This is a genomic window from Pseudomonas sp. HTZ2 (assembly GCF_033173945.1).
Lineage (GTDB): Bacteria > Pseudomonadota > Gammaproteobacteria > Pseudomonadales > Pseudomonadaceae > Aquipseudomonas > Aquipseudomonas guariconensis.
The window spans coordinates 3,276,850-3,297,427 of record NZ_CP137332.1 but is presented as its reverse complement, the minus strand read 5'-3'; the positions used below and the strand labels follow the sequence as shown (position 1 = coordinate 3,297,427).

Below are 20,578 nucleotides of genomic sequence, written 5' to 3'. Positions count from 1 at the left end.
CGTCGCTCCCAAATCAGTTGTTGTAGAGGTCGATGATCGCGCTGACAGCCTGATTCTTCGCCTTGGCCAAATCGTTGCGCTGCTGCTCGATACGCTCAAGGTAGGCTTCGTCGATGTCGCCAGTGACGTATTCACCATTGAACACCGCGCAATCGAAGTGCTCGATCTTGATCTTGCCGCCACCGACCGATTCGATCAGGTCAGGCAGGTCCTGGTAGACCAGCCAGTCGGCGCCGATCAACTCGGCCACCTGTTCGGTGGTACGGTTGTGGGCGATCAGTTCGTGAGCGCTCGGCATGTCGATGCCGTAGACGTTGGGATAGCGCACCGCGGGGGCCGCGGAGCAGAAGTAGACATTCTTGGCACCGGCTTCGCGGGCCATCTGGATGATCTGCTTGCAGGTGGTGCCGCGCACGATGGAGTCGTCCACCAGCATCACGTTCTTGCCGCGGAATTCCAGCTCGATGGCATTGAGCTTCTGGCGCACCGATTTCTTGCGTGCGGCCTGGCCGGGCATGATGAAGGTCCGGCCGATATAACGGTTCTTGACGAAGCCTTCGCGGAACTTCACACCCAGGTGGTTGGCCAGCTCCAGGGCAGCGGTACGGCTGGTGTCCGGGATCGGGATGACCACGTCGATGTCGTGATCGGGGCGCTCACGCTGGATCTTCTCGGCCAGCTTCTCACCCATGCGCAGGCGCGCCTTGTACACCGAGACGCCGTCCATGATCGAGTCCGGGCGGGCCAGGTAGACATGTTCGAAGATGCACGGCTGAAGTTTAGGGTTGTTGGCGCACTGCTTGGTGAACAGCTGGCCTTCCTCGGTGATGTACACCGCTTCGCCCGGCGCCAGGTCACGGATCAGGGTGAAACCGAGCACATCCAGGGCAACGCTTTCGGAGGCAATCATGTACTCGACGCCCTCGTCGGTATGACGCTGACCGAACACGACCGGACGGATACCGTTGGGGTCACGGAAGCCAACGATGCCATAGCCGGTAACCATCGCCACCACAGCGTAGCCACCGACACAGCGGCTGTGCACGTGGGAGACCGCGGCGAACACGTCTTCCTCGGTCGGCTGCAGCTTGCCGCGCACGGCCAGCTCATGGGCGAACACGTTGAGCAGCACTTCCGAGTCGGAGTTGGTGTTGACGTGGCGCAGATCCGATTCGTAGATCTCCTTGGCCAGTTGCTCGACGTTGGTCAGGTTGCCGTTGTGCGCCAGGGTGATGCCATAGGGCGAGTTGACATAGAACGGCTGAGCCTCGGCCGAGGTGGAGCTGCCCGCGGTCGGGTAGCGGACATGGCCAATGCCCATGTGACCGACCAGGCGCTGCATGTGGCGCTGCTGGAAGACATCACGTACCAGGCCGTTATCCTTGCGCAGGAACAACCGGCCGTCGTGGCTGGTCACGATACCGGCAGCGTCCTGGCCGCGGTGCTGGAGCACGGTTAGCGCGTCATACAGCGCCTGATTGACGTTCGACTTACCGACGATACCGACGATGCCACACATGCGACGCAACCCCTACTTTGATGAAACTTGATTGAAAAGCGCTCAAGGCCTGGTAGGCCCGAGCAACTGTTCCTTGAACGGAAGATCAGCCGGTGCGCTGATCCCACTGGACATCCATTGACCGGTGAATCCCAGAATCAGGTTCTTGGACCAGTCAGCGACCAATAGAAACTGTGGTATCAGGCGCGATTCCTGCCACCACGGATCCTGTTGTACCGGCCCCAGGCTCAACAGCCCAATGGCCACCACCACCAGCAAGGCCCCGCGCGCAGCTCCGAAGGCCATGCCGAGGAAACGATCGGTGCCGGACAGCCCGGTCACGCGAATAAGCTCGCCGATAAGGAAGTTGATCATGGCCCCCACCAGCAAGGTGGCGACGAAAAGAATGGCGCAGCCGGCAATGATGCGTGCCGATGGCGTCTGGATATAGCTTTCAAGATACTGCGAAAGGGAGCCGCCGAACATCCAGGCGACCGCACCGGCAATGATCCAGATGAGCAGGGACAAGGCTTCCTTGACGAAGCCGCGCTTGAGACTGATCAGTGAGGAAATGGCGATGATCGCGATGATCGCCCAATCGACCCAGGTAAATGCCACGGTGTTGCCTGCCGACGTTTGAGGCGGCGCATTTTACCAGAGCGGCGGGTTTGGGGTAAGCGGAATGTCAGCCCATTAGGGCGACTTTGCCTCTGGCGACGCAGGTCCGGGTGCAAGCCTGCGCAGCCGGGACAGGCTGCGCAGGCATTCTGGATCAGTTGCGCTCTGGCTGGAAGCGCACCACAAAGCCCTTGAGGTTGTGCTGGCGATTGATCACATCCCGCAGGCGCTCAGCCTCGGCCCGCTCGATCAGTGGCCCGACATAGACACGATTCATGCCGTCGGCAGCACGGATATAGGCGTTGTAGCCCTGGCTGCGCAGGGTTTTTTGCAGATTGTCGGCGCCAGCGCGATTGGAAAGACTGGCCAACTGGATCGACCAGCTCACCGGCAGACCATTAACATCGACCTTGGAGGGCGCGGCTGGCTTGGTAGTGCTGGCTGTCGCTGCAGGTGCAGGCGTGGCGGCCGGACGCGTCTCGGCCTTCGGCGTGGGCGTTGGTGCAGGCTTGGGAGCTGGTGCCTGGGCGGCCTGGGTCGGTGATGGCGTGATCGGCTGGCTCGGCGTGGTCATCGGCGCACTGGATTCGTTGACCACCACAGGTGGCTGCTCCGGCACCGGCTCCGACACGTCGGGCAATGGCTGGGGCTCCGGTACCTGCACAGGCTCGACCTGCACCTGCGGCAAGCTCGGCATGGCAGGCGCCTCAGGCGCCTCGACACGCACTTGACGCATCTCGTCTTCGCGGGTGAACAGCATCGGCAGGAAAATCACCGCCAGCGCCACCAGCACCAACGCACCCACCATGCGCTGCTTGATCCCTTTATCCAGCACTGCCATCTACTCCTCCGGAGCTTGCCGCTCTAGCCATTCCAGGGCTTGGCCAACACAGAAAAACGAACCGAACAGCAGGATCTGATCGTCCGCCGTCGCCTGCGCGCATTGCCCCTCAAGGGCCGCATCGATGCTGGCATAAGACTTCACCGCTGCACCGACGTTCGTCAAGGCTGCTACCAGCTCCGCGGCCGGACGACTGCGTGGCGTTTGCAGCGGTGCCACCGCCCATTCATCGACAACGCCCTTGAGCGGCGCGATCACGCCCTCCAGATCCTTGTCGGCGAGCAGGCCGAACACCGCCAGGCGACGCCCCTTGATCGGGCGCGCGGCCAAACGGGCAGCCAGGTATTCGGCAGCATGGGGGTTGTGCCCCACATCCAGCAACAGCTCCAGACGCCGGCCTTGCCACTGCACCGTGCGGCGGTCCAGACGACCGGTAACCTGGGTATCGAGCAGCGCCTGGCGTATCTGCCCAGCCTCGAAAGGCAAGCCCATCAGCAAGTAGGCCTGCAGCGCCAGGGCGGCATTCTCCATCGGCAGGTCAAGCAAAGGCAGGTCATGCAGTTCCACGCTGCTGCCGTCGAGCCGACTGCCACGCCACTGCCAGTGCTGGTCAGTGGTTGCAAGATCGAAATCGCGACCCCGCAGCAGGAACGGGCAAGCAAGTTCACGCGCCTTGTCCAGCAAAGGCTGTGGCGGGTTCAGATCGCCACACAGGGCCGGCTTGCCCTGACGGAAGATACCCGCCTTTTCGAAGGCAACGGATTCGCGGGTATTGCCCAGGTAATCGGCGTGATCCACGCCGATGCTGGTGACCAACGCCAGGTCCGCGTCGATCAGGTTGACCGCATCCAGACGGCCACCCAGGCCGACCTCGAGCACCACGGCATCCAGCGCGGACTGCTGGAACAGCCAGAACGCCGCCAGCGTACCCATCTCGAAGTAGGTCAGGGAGATCTCGCCACGGGCTGCCTCCACGGCAGCGAACGCCTCGCACAGGCGTTCATCGCTGGCGTCGGCTCCGTCGATGCGCACCCGCTCGTTGTAACGCAACAAGTGAGGCGAGCTGTACACGCCGACTTTAAGCCCCTGCGCCCGGAGCAGTGATGCCACGAATGCGCAGGTCGAGCCTTTGCCGTTGGTACCGGTAACCGTCACCACCCGGGGCGCCAGCTTGCCTAACCCGAGCCGCGCCGCCACCTGCTGCGAACGCTCCAGCCCCATGTCGATGGCCGATGGGTGCAACTGTTCGAGGTAGGCGAGCCAGTCACCCAGAGTGCGAGTGCTCATCACGCGACGGCAGCCGCCTCAAGGGCTTGCGCCGGAGTCGCCTGGCCGGTCATCTGGGCCAGCAGGCGGGCAAGACGCGGACGCAGCTCGCCACGGGAGATGATCAGATCGATGGCACCGTGCTCGAGCAGGAATTCGCTGCGCTGGAAGCCTTCCGGCAGCTTCTCGCGGACGGTCTGCTCGATCACGCGAGGACCGGCGAAGCCGATCAGCGCCTTCGGCTCACCGACGATGACGTCGCCGAGCATCGCCAGGCTTGCGGAAACACCGCCGTAGACCGGGTCGGTCAGTACCGAGATGAACGGAATGCCTTCTTCCCGCAGGCGGGCCAGCACAGCCGAAGTCTTGGCCATCTGCATCAGCGAAATCAGGGCCTCTTGCATGCGCGCGCCGCCCGAAGCGGAGAAGCAGACCATCGGGCAGCGGTTTTCCAAGGCGTAGTTGGCGGCACGTACGAAGCGCTCGCCCACGATGGCGCCCATGGAGCCCCCCATGAAGGAGAACTCGAAGGCGCTGACCACGATCGGCATGCCCATCAGGGTGCCGCTCATGGAAATCAGCGCGTCCTTCTCGCCAGTCTGCTTCTGGGCTGCAGTCAGGCGATCCTTGTACTTCTTGCCGTCACGGAATTTAAGGCGATCCACAGGCTCGAGGTCAGCCCCCAGCTCGGCACGCCCCTCGGGGTCGAGGAAGATGTCGATACGAGCACGGGCGCCGATGCGCATGTGGTGGTTGCACTTGGGGCAGACATCCAGGGTCTTTTCCAGCTCCGGACGATACAGCACGGACTCGCATGCCGGGCACTTGTGCCACAGGCCCTCAGGCACCGAGCTCTTCTTCACCTCGGAACGCATGATCGAAGGGATCAGTTTGTCGACTAACCAGTTGCTCATGCTTTCTTTCTCCAGTATCGGTGGGCGGGGGCCGGTCTGGCCGGCCATGCCCTGCCCTTGAGCTCATGTTCTTCAATGAAACGATGATGACCCGGTCCGGGGCCCGCATTGAAGCGGAGCCGACCTGGCGGTCGGGCCATCGTCAATCTGTCATGCCGGCGATCCGCACCACCTGTCCAAGGAACAGGCTTGGCAGCACCGGGCTGCGAAAGCTATGGACGATGCCGCGCGGGCAGCCGTCACATCCATCGTCACGCCTGTTTCACCGCACGCATGAAGGCTTCGATCTTCGCCGCGTCCTTGATGCCCTTGGCCTGCTCAACCCCGCCGCTGACATCCACGGCGTAGGGGCGCACCTGGGCGATGGCCTGACCGACGTTATCCGCGGACAGGCCACCGGCCAAGATGATCGGCTTGCTCAGCGAAGCAGGTACCAGCGACCAGTCGAAGGCCTCGCCAGTGCCGCCCGGCACGCCCGGCACGTAGGTGTCCAGGAGAATACCTCGAGCCCCTGCATAGTGTTGGCAGGCAGCATGCAGGTCATCGCCAGGGCGCACCCGCAGCGCTTTGATCCAGGGCCGATGGTAACCCTCGCAATCGGCCGGGGTTTCGTCGCCGTGGAACTGTAGCAGGTCCAGCGGCACCACCTCGAGAATCTCGTTGAGCTCGCACCGCGATGCATTGACGAACAAGCCCACCGTAGTCACGAATGGTGGCAGCTCGGCGATGATCGCACGCGCCTGGCGCACATCCACCGCACGCGGGCTCTTGGCATAAAAGACCAAGCCGATAGCATCGGCACCGGCTTCGGCGGCCGCCAGGGCGTCCTCGATGCGGGTAATCCCGCAGATCTTGCTGCGAACGTTGCTCATGGACGGCGGACCTTGAGTGGGCGGTTAAAGGCCGGATGGTAGCAAATGACGTTTCGCCCGTCAGTCTGCCAATGCTTCGTACCCGGTGAGAAAGTGTGGACCGATGTAACGTTGCGGCAAGGCGAAGACCTCGGGGTATTCCACCTGGACCAGATACAGGCCGTAGGGGTGGGCCGTTACCCCGCCCTCGCGACGATTGCGTCCTTCGAGCACCTCGCGCGCCCAGGTCACGGAGCGCTCGCCCGCACCGATGGCCATCAGCACACCGGCGATGTTTCGCACCATGTGATGGAGGAACGCCGTGGCGCGAACGTCCAGCACGATCATCTTGCCGTGGCGAGTGACGCGCAGGTGATAGATGTGCTTGATCGGCGACTTGGCCTGGCACTGGCTGGCCCGGAACGCGCTGAAGTCATGGGTCCCCAGCAGGAACTGCGCCGCCTCGGCCATGCGCTCGACATCCAGCGGCCGATGGTTCCAGGTGACCTCCTCGGCCAGGTGCGCGGGGCGGATCGGGTCGTTGTAGATGACATAACGATAGCGCCGTGCCACGGCCTTGAACCGGGCATGGAAATTCGCAGGCATCGGCCGTGCCCAGGTGACACTGATGTCATTGGGCAGATTGAAGTTGGTGCCCATGGTCCAGGCGCGCTCATCGCGCACCGCGCGGGTATCGAAATGAACGATCTGGCCACAGCCATGCACTCCGGCGTCGGTGCGCCCGGCACAGATCACTGAGATTGGCTCGTTGGCCACCGTCGACAGCGCTTGCTCCAAGGCTTGCTGGACGCTTGGCACGCCACTGGCCTGACGCTGCCAGCCACGGTAGCGCGAGCCTTTGTATTCCACGCCCAAGGCGATGCGGGAGTAGCCTTCGGCTGCCGATTCGGCTGCCTCGATGTCGTTGATGTCCAAGAACCTGAAACCTGTGGATGGAACGAAAGGCCGGCATTATAACGGCAACGGCAGCCACAAGGGCTGCCGTTATCGGGGGACCGGCCGTATTACAGCGGCGCTATCTTGACAGGCGGGCCCGCCCCACCTGTGCTGCGCGCGTGGGAATGGGCCAGGCCTCGGGAAGGTATTACACCAGGCGCGAAAGCATCTCCTCGGCTTCCTGGCGCTGGTTGTCATCACCATCCTTGACCACTTCGTCGAGGATGTCCCGCGCGCCTTGGTGGTCGCCCATGTCGATGTAAGCGCGAGCAAGATCCAGCTTGGTCGCCACTTCGTCAGCGCCGGAGAAGAAATCGAAGTCCAGGTCATCCAGCGGATCAAGCTCCTGGGCGGCATCTTCGGCGGTGAAATGCGGCTCGAGCGAAGGCGACTCAAGGCTCTGGGAAAGCTTGTCCAGCTCGGCGTTGACGTCGTCGAGCTCCGAGGCAAAGCTCTTGGCCGCAGGCGACTCATCGTCCAGCGACAGGGACAGGTCGAAGTCTTCCGGCAGTTCCAGTTCGGAGATTGGATCGAACTCTGGAATCTCGTCGAAGGCCGCCAACTCAGCCGCCACATCCACCGGTGCCTCTTCGGTCTCCACTGGAGCAGGCTCCGGCGACTGCGCCTCGCCAATGTCCAGATCGAAGTCGGCCAGATCGTCCAGGCTTTGTGGTTCGGTCTGGACCTGGGCCTGCTCGAGCAAGGCTTCGAAATCTTCGTCGGCATCGGTCTGGGGTGCGACAGGTTCGGCACTGTCCAGAACGGGTTCTTCGGCGACCACGGACTCTTGCGGCAGCTCAAGCGCCGCATCCTCAGGAAGGTCATCATCCAAGCTGAGATCGAAGGCGCTGTCCAGATCGCTTTCATCGATAGCTGGCGCCTCGATGATCGCGTCCTGCTCAGGCTCCGGCTGTGGCTCCGCCTCCATCTGGGTAACGGCTTCTGGCTCGGGCTCTGGCGCAGGTTTGCTTTCAGCGACATCATCCGTGCTTTCCTGCAGCAGGTCCTGAACGTACTGCGCGTCCATTTCGGCAGCCAGGGCTGCGGCACCAAGGCCTGCAGCGGCCACTGCAACCATCGCCGGGAAACGCTCTTTGAGCGACTCGACTTCGGCCTTGTTCTGCTCGGTCGGCGCCAGTTGGCGCTCCTCGTTGGCGAACGCGTTCTGATCGCCCTGGCGGGCATAGACCTCCATCAGCTTAAGACGCAGGTCGCCACGCTCGGGGTGAGCGGCCAGCGCCGGCTCGAGCAAGTCAGCGGCGTGGTTCAGACGGCCTTGCGCCAAGCTCTGGTCGACCTCGACCAGCAGGCCGGCCAATGGATCGGTCACTGGCGCAGGCGAAATTGCAGGGGCGGGCTCCGGTGCCGGTGCAGCCGGTTTCTCCGCGGCAACGGCAGCCGCTGCGGAGGCTGCGACCACGGCGGGAGACAGCGTCACGCTAGGTGCCGACACCTCCAGGTCATCGAAGCTGCCCGGCGGCATGTTCAGGTCAGGGCCGCGCTCATTTTCCTCAGCCAGAGCCCGCGCCATGCGCAGGTGTTTCTCGGCTTCCTGTTGAGCCTTGCGCTTGCGCGCCAGAAGCAGCAGCAACAACAGCAACACCAGGAAAGTCGAACCGGCCAGCAACCCTAGCAACAGCGGGTTGCCAAGCAGCTCGTCGAGCACGCCTTGATAAGGGGTTTCTTTGACCACAGGCGCCGTGTCCACCGCTGCCGGCGCCGGCTCGACCACGGGCTCGGCCGGCGTCAGCTGGGCACTGACCGCAGGCTGCGCAGGAGCTGGCTCGCCTGGCAAGGCCGCTGCAGCAGGGGGCTGCGCTGCAGCACCCTGGGCTTCGAGGCGGGCCAGTTGATCGTTCTTGAGCTGGATCAGACGCTGCAGCTTGTCCAACTGGCTCTGCAGGTCTGCCATGCGGCTTTTGAGTTCTTCGTTGTCACGTCGGCTGGTGTCGAGGCTCTCCTGAGCCACGGCCAGCTTGTCGCTGAGCGCCTTGGCATCGCCCGCAGCGCCCTTGGCATCCGGGCTGACCAGGCGCAGATTGTCACCTTGGGCGATGCGCGCCGGTGCGGCCTCGGCAGCGCCTCGGCGGGTCGCGTCCAGCTGACGGGCCCGCGGGCCCAGGCGTCGACCTTCACGCCAGGCAGCGTACTGCTCGGCAACTTCGCGAATGGCCTCGCCCTGTGGGATGTTCTGGATTTGCTGCTGGTCAGGCAGGCGCAGCACCTGCCCGACCTTGAGCTGGTTGATGTTGTTGCCGATGAAAGCATCCGGATTCAAGGCCTGGATAGCCAACATGGTCTGCTGGACCGAGCCGCCCTGGGTGTTACGCGCGGCAATCTGCCAAAGCGTATCGCGCCGCTTGGTGGTGTAGCGACCCGCGCCACTGACCGCCGGCGCGATACCAGCGGCGGAAGCCGCCTCGCCCTGAGCCTTGGGCTGATCGAGCAGCATGTTGTAGTCACGCAGCAGGCGACCTTGAGGCCACATCACCTGGACCAGGAATTTCACCACCGGTGCCGGCAGCGGCTGGCTGGAAGTCACCCGCAACACACTCTTACCGTTTGGGTTGATCACCGGCGTGAAGGTCAGGTCTTCGAGGTAGGAAGGGTAAGGCACCCCAGCCTTGGCGAATTCTTCCGGCGGTGCCAGGCTCGGCGCCACTTCGGCAGTGGTGAGGTCACGCACGTCGAGCAGTTCGATCTCGGCGTCCAGCGGCTGGTTCTGCGCCGACTTGAGGGTCAGCTCACCCAACCCGAGGGCATTGGCCATGCCCGACGACAGCGCCGAGGCTGCTGCCATGGCCAGAACCAGTTTGCGAATTCGAAGCATGACCTCTTCCCTTCTAAGAATCGTCCCTAGACCTGCGTGTGGTGTAGGACAAAAGTACGCGCCAGTATCTTTTACACCATGTCTTTTATCAACAATCCGGCCACTTGCACGGCGTTAAGGGCGGCCCCTTTGCGCACGTTATCGGTCGTCAGCCAAAGGTTGAGTTGTTCCTGCTCGTCGATGCCATGGCGTACACGACCAACATAGACCACGTCTTGCCCCACTGCGTCGCCGACAGCCGTCGGATAATCATCCGGCTCGACCAGCTCGATACCTTGTGCAGCCTCGAGCGCCTCATTGACCGCGACCAGGTCGACCGGGCGACGGCTCTGCACCGCCACACTGAAGCTATCGCCATAAAACACCGGGACTTGAACGCAGCTCACGGAGATTTTCAGCGCCGGCAGGTCGAGCAGCACACGCAACTCATCGACCAAGCGCCGCTCCAGGCTGGTATGACCGTGCTCGTCGGCGGCACCGACCCGCGCCAACACATTGAAAGCGACCTGACGATCGAAGAAGCGCGGCTCCAGCGGCCTGGCATTGAGCAGTTCGGCTGTCTGTCGGGCCAGTTCGCTCACCGCCTCCCGGCCTTGGGCCGACACGGCCAGGCTAGCCATCACCTGTACCCGCTCGATGTCGAGCAAGCCTTTGAGCGGGGCCAGCGCCACCGCCAGCGCGACGGCCGCTGCACTGGGGCTGGCAATCAGCGCGGGATGCTTGAGCTGGGCAACCTTGTCCCCGTTGGCTTCCGGGACCAAAGCCAATGCCTGCTCCAGTCCTCCGGACAGGTCGATCACAGAGCAACCGGCCTGCTGGGCCTTGGGAGCAAAACTACGGGTGACTGCGGGGCTTGCGGCAAAGAACGCCAACTTGACCTGAGAGAAGTCGAAACTGTCGACTTCCCGGACGCGCAGTTTCTTGCCCGCGAACATCATGTTGCTGCCAGCGGATTCCATACTGGCCAGCAAGTGCAGGGTAGCGACGGGGAATTCGAGTTCCTCGAGGATCTGGACGAGGGTTTCGCCGACGCTGCCGGTGGCGCCGATGATGGCGATGTCTATGGGCTGGGGCATGGTTGGGTCCTTCTGGTGGAACTTAGGGTGCGGCACTTTACTTGGATTGGGCGATGGGGAGTAGTTTTGCTTGGGCTTGGGCGCTTGGAGTTTTGAGCATATCCATTTTTTGTGGGGGCGCCACTGGCGCTTTGCGCCTTTACGGCGCAATGGTGAACTAGCGTCACCCTATCAAGTGGATATACCTTCCACCTCGCAACACCAACACCCGCCCCAAAAACAGAAAACCCACGCCAGGCGTGGGTTCTCGGTCAAAGCAAAGGTGCGATCAACGCTCGAGCAGGATCCGCAACATGCGACGCAGCGGCTCGGCAGCGCCCCACAGCAGTTGGTCACCGACCGTGAAGGCCCCCAGGTACTGAGAACCCATGTTCAGCTTGCGCAGACGGCCAACCGGCACGTTCAGGGTGCCAGTCACCTTGGTCGGGCTCAGTTCCTGCATGCTGATCTCACGCTGGTTCGGCACCAGCTTCACCCATGGATTGTGCTGGCTGATCATGCCTTCGATATCTGCCAGCGGCACGTCTTTGTTCAGCTTGATGGTCAGCGCCTGGCTGTGGCAACGCATGGCGCCGATGCGCACGCAGATGCCGTCGACCGGGATCGGGTTCTTGAAGCGTCCCAGGATCTTGTTGGTCTCGGCCTGGGCTTTCCATTCCTCACGGCTCTGGCCGTTCGGCAGCTCCTTGTCGATCCAGGGGATCAGGCTGCCTGCCAGCGGTACGCCGAAGTTCTCGGTCGGGAAGGCTTCGCCGCGCATGGTCTCGGCAACCTTGCGGTCGATGTCAAGGATGGCACTGGCCGGGTTGGCCAGGTCATCAGCGACCGCCGCATGGATACCCCCCATCTGCTTGATCAGCTCGCGCATATTCTGCGCACCGGCGCCGGAGGCGGCCTGATAGGTCATGGCGCTCATCCACTCGACCAGGCCCGCTTCGAACAGACCACCCAGGCCCATCAACATCAGGCTGACAGTGCAGTTGCCGCCGATGTAGTTCTTGGTGCCGGCGTCGAGCTGCTGGTCGATGACTTTGCGGTTGACCGGATCAAGGATGATCACGGCGTCATCCTGCATGCGCAGGGACGAAGCAGCGTCGATCCAGTAACCCTGCCAGCCGGCTTCACGCAGCTTGGGGAAGACTTCGTTGGTGTAGTCGCCACCCTGGCAGGTCAGGATGACGTCGAGGGTCTTGAGCTCTTCAATGCTATAGGCGTCCTTGAGCGGAGCAATGTCCTTGCCCACATTCGGACCCTGGCCACCCACGTTGGACGTGGTGAAGAACACCGGCTCGATGAGGTCGAAATCCTGCTCCTCCAGCATCCGCTGCATGAGCACGGAACCGACCATACCTCGCCAACCGATCAGACCTACACGTTTCATCGCAACTACACCTTTGCTAAAAGTGGGCCGCCATCGAAGGGAAGACGATGGCGGGCCAGAGAGATTACAGATTCCGCAGCGCTGCGACTACTGCGTCGCCCATTTCCTGCGTACCTACCTTGCTGCAGCCGGCCGACCAAATGTCGCCGGTACGCAGGCCCTGATCCAATACCACGCTGACAGCCTTCTCGATCGCGTCGGCGGCAACCACCTGGTTGAAGGTGTAGCGCAGCATCATCGACACCGACAGAATGGTCGCGAGCGGGTTGGCAATGCCAAGGCCTGCGATGTCCGGCGCCGAACCGTGGCAAGGCTCGTACATGCCTTTGTTGTTGGCATCGAGGGACGCAGACGGCAGCATGCCGATGGAACCGGTCAGCATGGAAGCTTCATCCGACAGAATGTCACCGAACATGTTGTCGGTCACCATCACGTCGAACTGCTTGGGCGCGCGGACCAGCTGCATGGCGGCATTGTCGACGTACATGTGGCTGAGTTCGACGTCCGGGTAATCCTTGGCCACCTCCTCGACCACTTCACGCCACAGTTGGCTGGAAGCGAGCACGTTGGCCTTGTCCACCGAGCACAGCTTCTTGCCGCGCACGCGGGCCATGTCGAAGCCGACGCGGGCAATGCGGCGCACTTCACTTTCGCTGTACGGCAGCGTGTCGTAGGCCTGGCGCTCGCCACCTTCCAGCTCGCGCTGACCACGTGGCGCACCGAAGTAGATACCGCCGGTCAGCTCGCGGACGATGAGGATATCCAGGCCCGCGACGATTTCCGGCTTGAGCGAGGAGGCATCGGCCAATTGCGGATAGAGGATGGCCGGGCGCAGGTTGGCGAACAGGCCCAGCTGCGAACGGATCTTGAGCAGGCCGCGCTCTGGACGGATATCACGCTCAAGCTTGTCCCACTTGGGCCCGCCGACCGCGCCGAGCAGCACGGCATCGGCCTTGCGTGCGCGCTCCAGGGTCTCGTCGGCCAGCGGAATGCCATGCTTGTCGATGGCGGCGCCGCCGATCACGTCGTGCTCCAGGGTGACGCCGAGCTGGAACTTGTCGTTGGCCAGCTCCAGCACCTTGACCGCCTCGGCCATGATTTCCGGGCCGATACCATCACCTGGGAGAATCAGAATCTGCTTGCTCATGCTTTCCTCTATCCATTCGAACGGCGCGCCTGCTCGGCCCACCGAAAAAAACCGGCCCGGCGAACCGGCCCCTGCCTACATCGTTACAGGAGCCGCCTAGCCGGGAAATCCGCGTATCAGGCGTCGCGGAACAACCAAGGCTGACTGGCCCGGTGCTTGGCCTCGAACGCCTGGATGGCGTCACTGTCCTGCAAGGTCAGGCCGATGTCATCGAGGCCGTTGAGCAAGCAGTGCTTGCGGAAGGCATCGATCTCGAAATGCAGCACCTTGCCGTCTGGACGTGTCACGGCCTGGGCTTGCAGGTCGATAGTCAGTTGGTAGCCCGGGTTGGCTTCGACCTGCTTGAACAACTCATCGACTTCTTCGTCGCTGAGGATGATCGGCAACAGGCCGTTCTTGAAGCTGTTATTGAAGAAGATATCGGCGAAGCTCGGTGCGATGACGCTACGGAAACCGTATTCGTCCAACGCCCACGGCGCGTGCTCGCGGCTCGAGCCGCAACCGAAGTTCTCCCGCGCCAGCAGCACGCTGGCACCCTGGTAGCGCTCGTGGTTGAGCACGAACTCCTTGTTGAGCGGACGTTTGCTGTTGTCCTGGTAGGGCTGGCCTACGTCCAGGTAACGCCACTCATCGAACAGGTTCGGACCGAAACCGGTGCGCTTGATCGATTTCAGGAACTGCTTGGGAATGATCTGGTCGGTGTCGACGTTGGCGCGATCCAATGGAGCGACAAGGCCGATGTGCTGGGTAAAGGCTTTCATGCTGCGCTCCCTTGGATCAACTCGCGGACATCGATGAAGTGGCCGGTGACCGCGGCGGCGGCGGCCATGGCCGGGCTGACCAGGTGGGTACGACCTCCTGCGCCCTGACGGCCTTCGAAGTTGCGGTTGGAGGTCGAGGCGCAATGTTCGCCGCTCTCCAGGCGGTCCGGGTTCATCGCCAGGCACATGGAGCAGCCGGGCTCACGCCATTCGAAACCTGCCTCGATGAAGATCTTGTCCAGCCCTTCGCGCTCGGCCTGGGCTTTGACCAGGCCCGAGCCTGGCACCACCAAGGCTTGCTTGACGTTCGCCGCGACCTTGCGGCCCTTGGCGATCTCGGCGGCGGCGCGCAAGTCTTCGATGCGCGAGTTGGTGCACGAACCGATGAACACACGGTCGAGCTTGATGTCGGTGATCGCCTGATTGGCGGCCAGGCCCATGTACTTGAGGGCGCGCTCGATGGAGCCACGCTTGATCAGGTCAGGCTCGGCAGCCGGATCCGGCACACGCTGATCGACGGCCAGGACCATCTCCGGCGAGGTGCCCCAGCTCACTTGCGGCTTGATCTGGGCAGCGTCCAGCTCAACGATGGTGTCGAACACGGCATCGGCATCGGAAACCAGCCCCTTCCAAGCCGCCACCGCCTGTTTCCACTGCTCGCCCTTGGGCGCGTACGGACGACCCTCGACATAAGCGATGGTAGTGTCATCCACAGCGACCAGCCCCACACGGGCACCGGCTTCGATGGACATGTTGCAGATGGTCATGCGGCCTTCCATGGACAGCGCGCGGATGGCGCTGCCAGCGAACTCCATCGCGTGGCCATTGCCGCCGGCGGTGCCGATCTTGCCGATCACAGCGAGGACAATGTCCTTGGCGGTCACGCCTGCAGGCAACTCGCCTTCGACGCGTACCAGCATGTTCTTCATTTTCTTGGCAACCAGGCACTGGGTGGCCAGCACATGCTCGACTTCCGAGGTGCCGATGCCATGGGCCAGCGCGCCGAAGGCGCCGTGGGTCGAGGTATGCGAGTCACCGCAGACGACGGTCATGCCTGGCAAGGTGGCGCCCTGCTCGGGGCTGATGACGTGCACGATGCCCTGACGTTCATCGTTCATCTTGAATTCGACGATGCCGTATTCGTCACAGTTCTCGTCGAGGGTCTGCACCTGCAGGCGCGACACTTCGTCGGCGATGGCTGCGATGCCGCCCTTGCGCTCTGGCGTGGTCGGCACGTTGTGGTCAGGGGTCGCGATGTTGGCATCGATACGCCATGGCTTGCGGTTGGCCAGACGCAGGCCTTCGAAGGCCTGGGGCGAAGTCACTTCGTGAATGATGTGACGATCGATGTAGATCAAGGACGAACCGTCGTCGCGCCGCTTGACTTCGTGCGCATCCCAGAGTTTGTCGTAGAGCGTTTTGCCAGACATCTGACTATTCCTCATCAGCGTATTTCTATGCCAATAACCCCTTGGCTTGTACGGTCGATGCTATGGGGTTAGATTGAATAACTCAAATTCATAATTTTTATGCTTTGGATAACCAATAGGAATTCTAAGCCGTGGACCTGGCCAACCTCAGTGCCTTCATCGCCATTGCCGAAACCGGAAGTTTTTCCGGTGCCGGGGAACGCCTGCACCTGACCCAGCCGGCTGTCAGCAAACGCATTGCCGGGCTCGAACAGCAACTGGATGTGCGCCTGTTCGATCGCCTGGGTCGGGAAGTGACCTTGACCGAAGCAGGGCGCGCCCTGTTGCCCCGCGCCTACCAGATCCTCAATGTCCTGGATGATACCCGACGAGCCCTGACCAATTTGACCGGTGAGGTGAGTGGTCGCCTGACCCTCGCCACCAGTCACCACATCGGCTTGCACCGCTTGCCCCCGCTATTGCGGGCTTTCACCCGCGAGCATCCGGCGGTGGCGTTGGATATTCAGTTCCTGGATTCGGAAACGGCCTACGACGAGATTCTGCATGGGCGCGCAGAGATCGCGGTTATCACCCTGGCTCCCGAACCCCACCATCTGGTGCGTGCCGTGCCCGTCTGGGACGATGCACTGGATTTCGTCGCCGCACCGGAACACCCCTTGGCCAGCAACCAGCAGGTCAGCCTGGCCGATGTCGCCCGTCACCCGGCGGTATTCCCCGGCGGCAATACCTTCACCCACCATATCGTCCAGCGGCTGTTCGAAAGTCAGGGCCTGACGCCGAACATCGCCATGAGCACCAACTACTTGGAGACCATCAAGATGATGGTTTCCATTGGGCTTGCCTGGAGCGTGCTACCGCGCACCATGCTCGACGAGCAGGTTGCACCCATCGCCTTGCCCGGCATACAGCTGTCGCGCCAGCTAGGCTACATTCTGCATACGGAACGCACGCTGTCGAACGCGGCCAAGGCCTTCATGGCGCTGCTCGACAGCCACGCAGCGACCGCCTGAGCGCAGTCGGCCGGTCTTCCACACTACAGGGACGCGTCATCCGCCAAAGGTCTGGTACCGATGCCCAAATCAGCAAACCGTTTTCCGCGCCTGCCGCGCATCCACGCGGCAGCCCCCCAGGAGTCGGAGCAGACTTGGCAGAACGCTCCGCAACTGTTGGCCGCGCTCAATGGCGCGCGTCTGGGGGCGTGGTTGTGGGATATCGACAGTGGCCGGATCAGCTGGTCGCGGGCCACCCAGGCGCTGTTCGGCTTCGAACCCGATCGGCCCCTGCCCAACGACATCGACTACCTCGACCTGCTGCCCGAGGAGGACCGGGCCCGCACGCGCCAGATGTTCCAGGCCGTGGTCAATGGCGAACCCGTGGAACCGGCGATGCGCCATCGCATACGCTGGCCCGATGGCAGCGTGCATTGGCTGGAAGTCACAGGCAGCCTGACACACGCCCCTGACGGTCGCCCTCAAATGATCGGGGTCGTACGGGAAATCACCCGTCAACACGATCGGGAAACCGCACTGATCAACTCCGAGAAGCGCTTCGCCACGCTCTTTCACCTGAGCCCTAATGTCATTCTCTTGACCCGTCGCCAGGACGGCATGATCTTCGAGGTCAACCAGCATTTCGAAGACATGTTCGGCTGGCCCGGACACCAGGTCATCGGCAAGACCACCTTGGAGCTCGGGTTGTGGGTCAACCCTGAACTGCGCCATCAGGTGCTGGACAACACCCGAAACAGCAATGGCGGCCCACTGACCCTAGAGGTCCAGTTTCGCGCCAGCACCGGCAAGCTTCACGACGGCATCCTCTGCACCCAGAGTATCGAGCTCGAAGGCGTGACCTACCTGCTCAGCACCTTCGTCGATACCAGCGAACGCAAGCGCGCTGAACAAGCCCTCAAAGACAGCCAGGAACGCCTGGACCTGGCCCTGGATTCGGCGCAACTGGGCACCTGGGACTGGCACATCCCCAGCGGCATGCTCTACGGCTCGGCGCGCGCCGCACAGCTGCACGGCCTGCCCCCGGTGCCTTTCCACGAGTCGTTCGAGGCCTTCTTCGAAGGGGTCTCGGAGCACGAACGCAGCGTCATGCGCCAGACCTATCGCAGCCTGCGTGAGGGACCGGCGGGCAACTATCAGGTCACCTACCGCGTGCAACTGGACAACGGCCAGTCGCGTTACATCGAAAGCCGCGCCCGCCTCTATCGCGACGAACAGGGCAACCCCCTACGCATGGCCGGCACGTTGCTCGACATCACCGACCAAGTGGAACGCGAACAGCGCTTGAGCGCCTCTGAGGAAAAATTCGCCAGCCTGTTCCAGGTCAGCCCTGACCCGATTTGCGTCACCCGCCAGGACAATGGCCAGTTCATCGAGATCAACCGCGCCTTTACCCAGACTTTCGGTTGGAGCGCCGAACAGGTCATCGGCCGCACTGCCGAACAGATCGGTCTGTGGGCGGAGTCGGCGAAACGGGCACAACGCATCGAGCAAGTGATCCGGGAACGGGCATTGAGCAATGTGGCGGTGGTAGTCAATCACCACAACGGCTCGTCGCTGACATGCGTCATCTCCAGTTGCCAGATCACCGTCGACAACCAGCCCTGCAGCGTCACGACCTTGCGCGACATCACCCAACAGCAGCGCGCCGAGGCGGCCCTGAAGGCCAGCGAAGAGAAATTCGCCAAGGCTTTCCACTCAAGCCCCGACGCCATCACCCTGACCGAGCGCTCGACAGGCCGCTACCTCGAAGTCAACGATGGTTTCTGCCGACTGACCGGTTACAGCAGCGCGGAAGTGATCGGACGCACGGTCTATGAGATCGGCATCTGGGCTGACGACAAGCAACGCGCCGCCCTGCTCACCGAGCTGCGCGAACGTGGCAGGGTGCACCACCGTGAAATGCTGGGCCGCAACAAACGCGGCGACATCCTCACCGTGGAGGTTTCGGTGGAGCCGCTGAGCCTCAACGAGGCCGATTGCCTGCTGCTCACTGCCCGCGATGTGAGTCAACTGAAGAACGCCCAGGCGCAGATCCGCCACCTGGCTTATCACGACCCGCTGACCAACCTGCCCAACCGTGCCTTGCTGATGGACCGCCTCAGCCAACAGATCGCCCTGCTCAAACGCCACAATCTGCGCGGCGCGCTGCTGTTCCTGGACCTTGACCATTTCAAGCACATCAATGATTCGCTCGGTCACCCGGTGGGCGATACGGTGCTCAAGATCATCACCGCGCGCCTGGAGGCTAGCGTACGCCTGGAGGACACAGTGGCCCGCCTGGGTGGCGACGAGTTCGTGGTACTGCTCAGCGGCCTGGAGGGCAGTCGCGATCAAGTGGAAGCGAAAGTCCGCGACCTGGCCGATACCCTGCGCGAACTACTCGCCGAGCCTATGTCCCTCGATGGCCAGCGCCTGCAGGTCACACCCAGTATCGGCGTGGCGCTGATACCCGACCATGGCGCGACCCCCGCCGACCTGCTCAAACGCGCCGACATCGCCCTGTATCGAGCCAAGGACTCCGGGCGCAACACCACACAACTGTTCCACACCAGCATGCAAAAGGCCGCCAGCGAACGCCTGCGCATGGAAACCGACCTGCGCCTGGCCTTGGCCCGCGGCGAACTCGCCCTGCACTTCCAGCCGCAAGTGGACGCCCGCGACAATCGCATCGTCGGTGCCGAGGTACTGCTGCGCTGGCATCACCCGCAACTGGGTCAGCAGCCACCCTCGCAATTCATCCAGGTGCTTGAAGAGAGCGGCCTGATCCTTGAAGTGGGCAGCTGGATCCTTGACGAAGCCTGCGATGCCTGCGCGCGCATGCTCGAGGATGGACTGATCGATGCCGATGATTTCAGCCTGTGCGTGAATATCAGCCCCCGGCAGTTCCGTCAGAACGATTTCGTCGAACGGGTGCTGCGCAGCCTCGACGACTACCGCCTGCCACGGCGCATGCTGAAGCTGGAGATTACCGAAGGCATCGTTATCCAGAATCTGGAGGACACCATCAGCAAGATGCGCGAACTCAAGCGTTACGGGGTGAGTTTCGCCATGGATGACTTCGGCACCGGCTATTCTTCTCTGACCTACCTCAAGCGCCTACCCGTCGATGCCCTGAAGATCGACCAGACCTTCGTGCGGGACGCCCCGATCGACCCCAACGATGCCGAGATCGTCCGCGCCATCGTGGCCATGGCCCGTAGCCTGGATCTGGCGGTGATCGCAGAAGGGGTCGAACAGTCCGATCAGCTAGAGTTTCTCGAGCGCCAGGGTTGCTACCTCTACCAGGGCTACCTGCACAGCCGCCCGCTGCCCTTGCCAGAGTTTCGCCAGATGTTGATGGAGGCACCGGCGGATTATTGATTTCCCTGCACGCATCATCAGATACAAAAAAAGGGCACCCGAAGGTGCCCTTTCTTCACTCTGCCGAACTTAGTTCAGCGCTGGCTGCTCGCCATTGATCGGGATGCGCTTTGGCTTGGCCTCTTCCGGCACGATGCGCAGCAAATCGATGCTGAGCAGACCGTTGGCCAGGCCCGCGGACTTCACTTCGATGTGGTCAGCCAGGCGGAAAGACAGCTTGAAGGCCCGTTGGGCAATGCCCTGGTGCAGATAGGTGACGCCTTCGGTGCTGTTGTCGCGCTTGCCACCGATAACGGTCAGGACGCCTTTTTCGACCTGCAGGTCGAGGTCCTGCTCCTGGAAACCGGCTGCGGCAACCACGATGCGATAGTGGTCATCGCCATGTTTTTCCACGTTGTAGGGAGGGTAGCTGCTACCCGCCTCGTTACGTGCCGCGGATTCGAACAGATCGTTGAAACGGTCGAAACCAACGGAATGACGGAACAGTGGAGCGAGAGAGAAAGCGGTAGTCATGGTCATGAACTCCTGAGATTCAGCAAGTTAAGTCACTACGCGACCCGGCTTCGGCATCGCGTACTCAAGAGATAGGGCCCGACAAGAGGGTTTCAAGAGGTCATCCAAAAATTTTTTCGAAGCCA

Annotated in this window: 15 protein-coding genes and 1 pseudogene; 2 read left to right on the top strand and 14 right to left on the bottom strand. The window is 62.4% G+C overall.

The annotated features are described in order from the left end of the window. Window positions 1–13 precede the first annotated feature (13 nt). From purF to leuC, 13 genes and pseudogenes are all read right to left on the bottom strand, one after another. A complete protein-coding gene (purF, locus tag R6G97_RS15320; protein ID WP_043206817.1) occupies window positions 14–1,519 on the bottom strand; it encodes an amidophosphoribosyltransferase in 1,506 nt (501 codons plus the stop codon). Window positions 1,520–1,561: 42 nt separating this feature from the next. After that, entirely contained in the window at window positions 1,562–2,116 is a 555-nt protein-coding gene (locus R6G97_RS15315; RefSeq protein ID WP_043206819.1) for a CvpA family protein, read from the bottom strand. 154 nt (window positions 2,117–2,270) lie between these two features. Beyond that, window positions 2,271–2,957 carry an SPOR domain-containing protein gene (locus tag R6G97_RS15310; RefSeq protein ID WP_090343813.1) on the bottom strand — a complete coding sequence of 229 codons (687 nt, stop codon included), beginning with the start codon at window positions 2,955–2,957 and terminating at the stop codon, window positions 2,271–2,273. Next, window positions 2,941–4,244: pseudogene (folC, locus tag R6G97_RS15305) on the bottom strand (bifunctional tetrahydrofolate synthase/dihydrofolate synthase). The gene R6G97_RS15310 and the pseudogene folC overlap by 17 nt, the downstream one beginning before the upstream one ends. Beyond that, a complete protein-coding gene (accD, locus tag R6G97_RS15300; RefSeq protein WP_043206823.1) occupies window positions 4,244–5,137 on the bottom strand; it encodes an acetyl-CoA carboxylase, carboxyltransferase subunit beta in 894 nt (297 codons plus the stop codon). Before accD ends, folC begins: the two are co-directional and overlap by 1 nt. A 251-nt stretch (window positions 5,138–5,388) precedes the next feature. Further along, window positions 5,389–6,009 (bottom strand): phosphoribosylanthranilate isomerase, encoded by a 621-nt coding sequence (locus tag R6G97_RS15295; protein WP_043206825.1) that lies wholly within the window; start codon window positions 6,007–6,009, stop codon window positions 5,389–5,391. Between the two features lie 60 nt (window positions 6,010–6,069). Next, complete coding sequence (truA, locus tag R6G97_RS15290) at window positions 6,070–6,924, bottom strand: tRNA pseudouridine(38-40) synthase TruA (RefSeq protein WP_317847188.1); 855 nt, start codon at window positions 6,922–6,924, stop codon at window positions 6,070–6,072. A gap of 169 nt (window positions 6,925–7,093) precedes the next feature. Next, window positions 7,094–9,775: a FimV/HubP family polar landmark protein gene (locus R6G97_RS15285; protein WP_317847187.1), complete on the bottom strand. Its 2,682-nt coding sequence runs from the start codon at window positions 9,773–9,775 to the stop codon at window positions 7,094–7,096. Window positions 9,776–9,846: 71 nt separating this feature from the next. Continuing rightward, window positions 9,847–10,851, bottom strand: a complete 1,005-nt coding sequence (locus R6G97_RS15280) for an aspartate-semialdehyde dehydrogenase (RefSeq protein ID WP_182815970.1) — start codon at window positions 10,849–10,851, stop codon at window positions 9,847–9,849. A gap of 268 nt (window positions 10,852–11,119) precedes the next feature. Then, window positions 11,120–12,232: an aspartate-semialdehyde dehydrogenase gene (gene asd / locus R6G97_RS15275; RefSeq protein WP_043206838.1), complete on the bottom strand. Its 1,113-nt coding sequence runs from the start codon at window positions 12,230–12,232 to the stop codon at window positions 11,120–11,122. 64 nt (window positions 12,233–12,296) lie between these two features. After that, on the bottom strand, window positions 12,297–13,379 hold the full coding sequence (gene leuB, locus R6G97_RS15270) for a 3-isopropylmalate dehydrogenase (RefSeq protein WP_043206840.1): 1,083 nt from the start codon (window positions 13,377–13,379) through the stop codon (window positions 12,297–12,299). A gap of 116 nt (window positions 13,380–13,495) precedes the next feature. After that, window positions 13,496–14,140, bottom strand: a complete 645-nt coding sequence (gene leuD, locus R6G97_RS15265) for a 3-isopropylmalate dehydratase small subunit (RefSeq protein WP_043206841.1) — start codon at window positions 14,138–14,140, stop codon at window positions 13,496–13,498. Further along, window positions 14,137–15,570, bottom strand: a complete 1,434-nt coding sequence (gene leuC / locus R6G97_RS15260; RefSeq protein WP_102082773.1) for a 3-isopropylmalate dehydratase large subunit — start codon at window positions 15,568–15,570, stop codon at window positions 14,137–14,139. The genes leuD and leuC overlap by 4 nt, the downstream gene beginning before the upstream one ends. A 131-nt stretch (window positions 15,571–15,701) precedes the next feature. On the opposite strand from leuC, the gene R6G97_RS15255 reads away from it, so the two are divergent. Next, window positions 15,702–16,580, top strand: coding sequence for a LysR family transcriptional regulator (locus R6G97_RS15255; RefSeq protein WP_317847186.1), 879 nt, complete (start codon window positions 15,702–15,704; stop codon window positions 16,578–16,580). 60 nt (window positions 16,581–16,640) lie between these two features. Further along, window positions 16,641–19,940, top strand: coding sequence for a PAS domain S-box protein (locus R6G97_RS15250; RefSeq protein ID WP_090343801.1), 3,300 nt, complete (start codon window positions 16,641–16,643; stop codon window positions 19,938–19,940). A 69-nt stretch (window positions 19,941–20,009) separates the two neighbouring features. On the opposite strand, the gene R6G97_RS15245 is transcribed toward R6G97_RS15250, so the two are convergent. Further along, on the bottom strand, window positions 20,010–20,453 hold the full coding sequence (locus tag R6G97_RS15245) for an Hsp20 family protein (RefSeq protein WP_043215803.1): 444 nt from the start codon (window positions 20,451–20,453) through the stop codon (window positions 20,010–20,012). Window positions 20,454–20,578 lie beyond the last annotated feature (125 nt).